The following is a 4,740-nucleotide window of genomic DNA, read 5'->3' on the forward strand; positions in this document are numbered from 1 at the left end:
CCGGCCCGGCCACCCCGTCCCCCCGAGATCTGCCCCACCCTGGACCAGCTCAATCCGCGTGGAGCACCACGGCACCGGTGCCCCGGTCGACGGCCAGACCGGTCAGGACCCGCGGTGCGCCGGCCGGCGCGGAGGACACCGTACGGACGTGGAGGTGGTGCTCGCTGGCATAGCGGAAGGACTCACGTGCGTCGGCCTTGGCGTTCGCGGCGACGCTGCGCACTTGGCGTTCCTGGAACAGGTGGCTGGGACCCGGTTCCGGCACAGTGCCAGGCTCCCAGCTCAGCGGAGGGGTCTGCGCCGGTCCCGGCGAGTGGATTCGCCAGGCCCACCCGTTCTCCGTCATCACCACTCCTGTCCGCAAGGGACCTCCAGGATCGTCGCCGGCTGCGCGTCGCCACGACGTCCGCAGGTCACGCTGTGCGGGGACGTTCGGCACTTCCGGCGTGACACCCTCGCCGGAGGTCGTGTCGAGGTGAGCGCTCGAGTCCGGAATCGCCGCGACTGGCATGTGGGTACCGTGCTACCGGCGTTCTGCACGTTGGTGCTGAGTCGTGCGACGCCGGTGCGAACCGACCCCGGGACCGCCTCTGCCCCGGATTCTGACTCTAGCTCCGGCACGGACAGTTCTGCCCGATGACCGTCCGGAAGTCCCACTACGCCGGGACTTCCGGCCGCGGCGGCGGGCAGCCGTGCTTTCTAGGCTCGACAGGTGACTCCCCCTCTTCCTGGTCCCGCACCGATCATGGCAGGCGTCGATGGTTCGGCGGGATCGATCGACGCCGTCCGCTGGGCCGCACGCGCAGCGGCCCGCCACCACGCACCGCTGGAGCTCGTCCACGCGACGGCGTTCCCGGACCTCCTGGTCGGCGGCGTCGTACCGCCGACCGAGGACGCGAAGGACCTTCTCCGCCGGCACGGGCGGCACCTCCTGCGGGCGGCGCACGAAGTGGCGTGCGGAGCCGGAGCAGAGGATGTGCGAGAGCGGCTGGATCCCGATCGTCCCGCGCCGGCGTTGCTGGACCTCGCAGGACAGGCCTCGGCTGTGGTCGTCGGCCACGGCCACGGCCACGGCCGGTTCGGCTCGCTGCTCGCCGGCTCGGTCGCCATGGCCCTGGCCGCCCACGCGACTCGCCCGCTCGTGGTGGCCCGCGGCGACTTGTGGGACGTGCCCGCTGCCGCCGGACCGGTGGTCGCCGGGATCGACGGCGGCCCGGACACTGCCGCGGTCGTCGCTGCCGCGTTCACCGAAGCCGCCTCCCTCGGCACGACACTGCTGGTGCTGCACGCGAAGAACGACCCCGACGTCGGCGAAACGGCCTCGGCGCTCGACGAGGTCCTGGAGGAACCGAGCCGCCGCCACGCCGACGTCCTCGTCGAGCACGCGGTGGTGGCCTCCCGGCCCCGGCACGAACTGCTCGAACGCAGCGTCACCGCACAGCTCGTGGTCCTGGGCCGGCGCGGCCGCGGAGGCTTCCCCGGGCTACTGCTCGGCTCGACGGCCCAGGCGCTCGTGCACCACGCCGCCTGCCCGGTGCTGGTCACCCACGCCGGTGTGTGACCTCGAAGATCCTTCGCTCCGCAGCCGCGATCGGCCGTTGCCGGCTCACGGCGAGGCCTACAGGGTCGCCACCGGTCTCCACAGTGCCGAGGTGCACCCGGGGCTGCGGGGAGGCCAAGGTCCCTCTCGCCGGCGACGTTCGGACGCTCCGGCGGGCGCATACGTGGGCCATGGTGACCCGGTGCGCACCTCGACCACCGGCCGCTCGCGATGAGTCCGCAGCTGGGCATCGCGGTGGGGTTCGGAGCGGCAGGTGTCGCCGCCGCGCTCGACGGCATCGCGACGCTGCTCGAATCCCGCGCGGCACGCACGACCGGCCGGCCGGCGCGCCGCCGGGTGCTGCGGTACGGCGTCGGCCTGACAGTCGACTTCCTGGGCTGGGCGATGACGGTTGTCGCGTTGCGGTTCCTGCCGGTGTTCGCGGTCCAAGCCGTCCTCGGTACGCAGATCGCGATCGCAGCCGTCCTCGCCCGTCGCGCGTTCCACACCTCCGTACAAGCACGCGACCTCGTCGCAGTCGGCTGCGTCGCCGGCGGCCTCGGCCTGATCGCCGCCGGGGCGACCACCCGGACAGGGCCGGTCGCCCCGGAACCGGTCGTGCTCGGGGTGCTGGCGGTCCTCGCCGTGGGGCTCGGGGTGGCCGCGCTGACCGCGCGGACGCGCGAAGGCGCGGTGCCCCGGGCCATCGTCGCGGGCCTGTCCTACGGCGGCTCGCGGGTCGCGGTCCGCGCGCTCCTCCAGACTCCGGGTATCACTCTGGTGGTGCTCTGGCGGCAGCCGCTGGCATACCTCGTGCTGGTGTTCACCGCGCTGGGCATCGCCATGTACGCGACGTCGCTGCGGCGCACCACCCCATCGGTGCCGAGTGCGGTCACCACCCTGACCGGAGTCGTCTTCCCGGGCGCGCTGGCGATGCTGCTGCTCGGTGACCGCATCCGCCCCGGGTGGTGGTGGCTGTCCGGGCTGGGCCTCGTCCTGGCCGTCGCCGGGGTGGCCGCGGTCGTGCACCACCAGAACACCACCGGAAGTCGGGCCGAGAGCCCCACTGCCCGTTGAGCAGGTTCAGTCAGGCTCGGGCGGTGCGTGTCCGCCGAGCTGCGGCGAGGCCCGCACCGACGGGGCGAGTTCCTCGGTGGTGCCGAACATCGATTCGTACACAATCACCGCGCGCCTCCCGAGTCTCCTGTCAGTGCTCGAGCCGCACGGGCTCGTGGGTGACGCCCTCGATGTCGCCTGCGGCGACATCGAGCAGCTGGTGCGCCAGCGCGCTCAGCGCCCGCGCGGCCGCGAGCTCGTCGCCGATCTCGGGGACGTTGCGGTCGGCCGGGTTGAGCCGCGCAGTACCCAGCGCTTCGAGTTTCGTGGCGGCGCCGGTGGTCAACCGGGCCCGGGCGTGGGTACGTCCTTCCTCCTCGCCGAGGAACAGGTCGACGTGCCACTGCGTGCTGTGCATCGCTGTCTCCTCTCTTCCCGCCGTGGTCGGCGCTATCGAGCCACCCCGGCTGCGTGGTTCTGGCTTTCCCGAACGCGTCCGGCGACGTCCTCCGCGAGGCTGTCCAGCGCGGCCGAATGCCTTACGCTGACCGGCTCCGGGCCACGCAGCCGCCGCGCCGCCGGCGGCAGCCACGCCAGGTCGCGTGCGCACCGGAGGTGCGAGCTGGAGACGCTGGGCTGCCCCAGCCGCCGGCCGCCCAGCATCACGGGCACCAGCAGCGCCTCGCGCCCGGGGAACTGCGGCTCGTCCGCGGTCGCGAGCACGTCGGGCTCTCCCGCGGCTCCCCGGTACATCTGCTTCGCTCCCGGCAGCGTCCGTTTCCCGGTGGACAGCTTCAGCACCGGCCTGCCGTCGAACGCCACGAGCTTGTACGCCGTGTCCAGACTCGGTGCGTCCGCGGAAACCCCCACGGCCGTGCCGAGGCCGTAAACGTCGATCGGTGCCGCCGCGGCGGTCAGCCCTTCGAGGGCGTATTCGTCGAGCCCGCCACTCGCCATGATGCGGGCCGAGCCGAACCCGGCTGCATCCAGCATCTTACGGGCAGTCTCCGACAGCGTGAGGAGGTCGCCCGAGTCGAGCCGCACTCCCGCGGACGCGGGCTGAACCCCGAACTCGCGGAGCACCTCGATCGCGAGGGCGATCCCCGTCACCGGATCGTAGGTGTCAACCAGGAGCACGGGCGCGGCCGGGAAATCTTCGACGAACGCGCGGAAAGCGTCACGTTCGGACCGGAACGCCTGGATGTAGGAGTGGGCGACCGTGCCGGCGGCGCGCAGGCCGTGGCGAGCGGCCCCCTCGACGTTGCTGGTGCGGCCGAATCCGGCGATCGCGGTCAGCCGTGCTGCGGCCAACGCAGCGTCACCGCCGTGCGTTCGCCGCGCCGAGAAGTCGACCAGTTCGGCGTGCGGAGCTGCGAGGCGGCACCGGGCGGCCTTCGTGGCGACGGCGGTCGCGAATGTGACGGAGTTCAGCAGCATCGTCTCGACCAGCTGCGCCTCCGGCAGCGGCGCGGTGACCTCCAGCAGCGGCTCTCCCGCGAAGACCACCCGGCCTTCGGGGACCGCGCGGACGTCGCCGGTGAACCGGAGCCGGGACAGCGCCTCGACGTCGGTGGCCGGCAACCCGAGCCCTTGTCCCAGGTACGCCAGCTCCTCCGGCTCGAACCGGAAGCCTTGCAGCAGGTCGAGGCCTTCCGCGAGCCCCGCGGCGACCAGAAACCCCCGATCGCGTGGCAGGTCGCGAACGAACAGACTGAAAGTGGCCAGGCCGGTCATGCCACGGCGCAGGTAGCTCGCGGCCATCCGGATCTCGTAGAGGTCTGTGCGCAGCGCGTTCATCCAGTCCACCTCCACGACGTCGTTCGCAACCCCCAAGCTACGAGCGCCCTCGAGCGGCTCCGGAGAGTCTCACGGCCTTCGTCGCGACGACGATGGTCACCGCTGCCCGACGGCAGAGGGCTTTCGCCTCTTTCCGCATCCGGCGGCCGGCGGTTTGGCTGGGCGTGGGACCCGCGACGAGAGGTGCGCCCGATGCAGACCGTGGACACCGGTGACCTGGCGCTCGACGCCTACCGCACCGTCGCGCCGGACTGGATCCTCGACTCCCTCGTCGCGGTGGCGAACCGCTTGCGCGGCGCGCGCGTGCTCCACCTGAGCGCCACGCCCTACGGCGGCGGGGTGGCGGA

Annotated in this window: 5 protein-coding genes; 2 read left to right on the forward strand and 3 right to left on the reverse strand. The window is 72.6% G+C overall.

Going from position 1 to position 4,740, the window contains the following annotated elements; genetic code table 11:
- Positions 1 to 49 precede the first annotated feature (49 nt).
- Positions 50 to 346 carry a hypothetical protein gene (locus ACIA77_RS52220; RefSeq protein WP_395893714.1) on the reverse strand — a complete coding sequence of 99 codons (297 nt, stop codon included), beginning with the start codon at positions 344 to 346 and terminating at the stop codon, positions 50 to 52.
- A 399-nt stretch (positions 347 to 745) separates the two neighbouring features.
- Between ACIA77_RS52220 and ACIA77_RS52225 the strand changes: the two genes are divergently transcribed.
- Positions 746 to 1,561 (forward strand): universal stress protein, encoded by an 816-nt coding sequence (locus tag ACIA77_RS52225; RefSeq protein ID WP_395893715.1) that lies wholly within the window; start codon positions 746 to 748, stop codon positions 1,559 to 1,561.
- Between the two features lie 210 nt (positions 1,562 to 1,771).
- A complete protein-coding gene (locus ACIA77_RS52230; protein ID WP_395893716.1) occupies positions 1,772 to 2,617 on the forward strand; it encodes a hypothetical protein in 846 nt (281 codons plus the stop codon).
- A 130-nt stretch (positions 2,618 to 2,747) separates the two neighbouring features.
- Here the strand turns inward: ACIA77_RS52230 and ACIA77_RS52235 are convergent, their stop codons facing one another.
- Positions 2,748 to 3,014 (reverse strand): DUF1876 domain-containing protein, encoded by a 267-nt coding sequence (locus ACIA77_RS52235; protein WP_395893717.1) that lies wholly within the window; start codon positions 3,012 to 3,014, stop codon positions 2,748 to 2,750.
- A 32-nt stretch (positions 3,015 to 3,046) separates the two neighbouring features.
- Positions 3,047 to 4,393, reverse strand: a complete 1,347-nt coding sequence (locus ACIA77_RS52240; RefSeq protein WP_395893718.1) for a nicotinate phosphoribosyltransferase — start codon at positions 4,391 to 4,393, stop codon at positions 3,047 to 3,049.
- Positions 4,394 to 4,740 lie beyond the last annotated feature (347 nt).

Origin of the sequence: Amycolatopsis sp. NPDC051903 (assembly GCF_044452505.1) — a bacterium.
Classification (GTDB): Bacteria; Actinomycetota; Actinomycetes; order Mycobacteriales; family Pseudonocardiaceae; genus Amycolatopsis.

Excerpts from the sequence above, each read along its gene's own strand:
- ACIA77_RS52220 (WP_395893714.1), bottom strand. The coding sequence starts at position 346 with ATGACGGAGAACGGGTGGGCCTGGCGAATCCACTCGCCGGGACCGGCG.
- ACIA77_RS52225 (WP_395893715.1), top strand. The coding sequence starts at position 746 with ATGGCAGGCGTCGATGGTTCGGCGGGATCGATCGACGCCGTCCGCTGG.
- ACIA77_RS52230 (WP_395893716.1), top strand. The coding sequence starts at position 1,772 with ATGAGTCCGCAGCTGGGCATCGCGGTGGGGTTCGGAGCGGCAGGTGTC.
- ACIA77_RS52235 (WP_395893717.1), bottom strand. The coding sequence starts at position 3,014 with ATGCACAGCACGCAGTGGCACGTCGACCTGTTCCTCGGCGAGGAGGAA.
- ACIA77_RS52240 (WP_395893718.1), bottom strand. The coding sequence starts at position 4,393 with ATGAACGCGCTGCGCACAGACCTCTACGAGATCCGGATGGCCGCGAGC.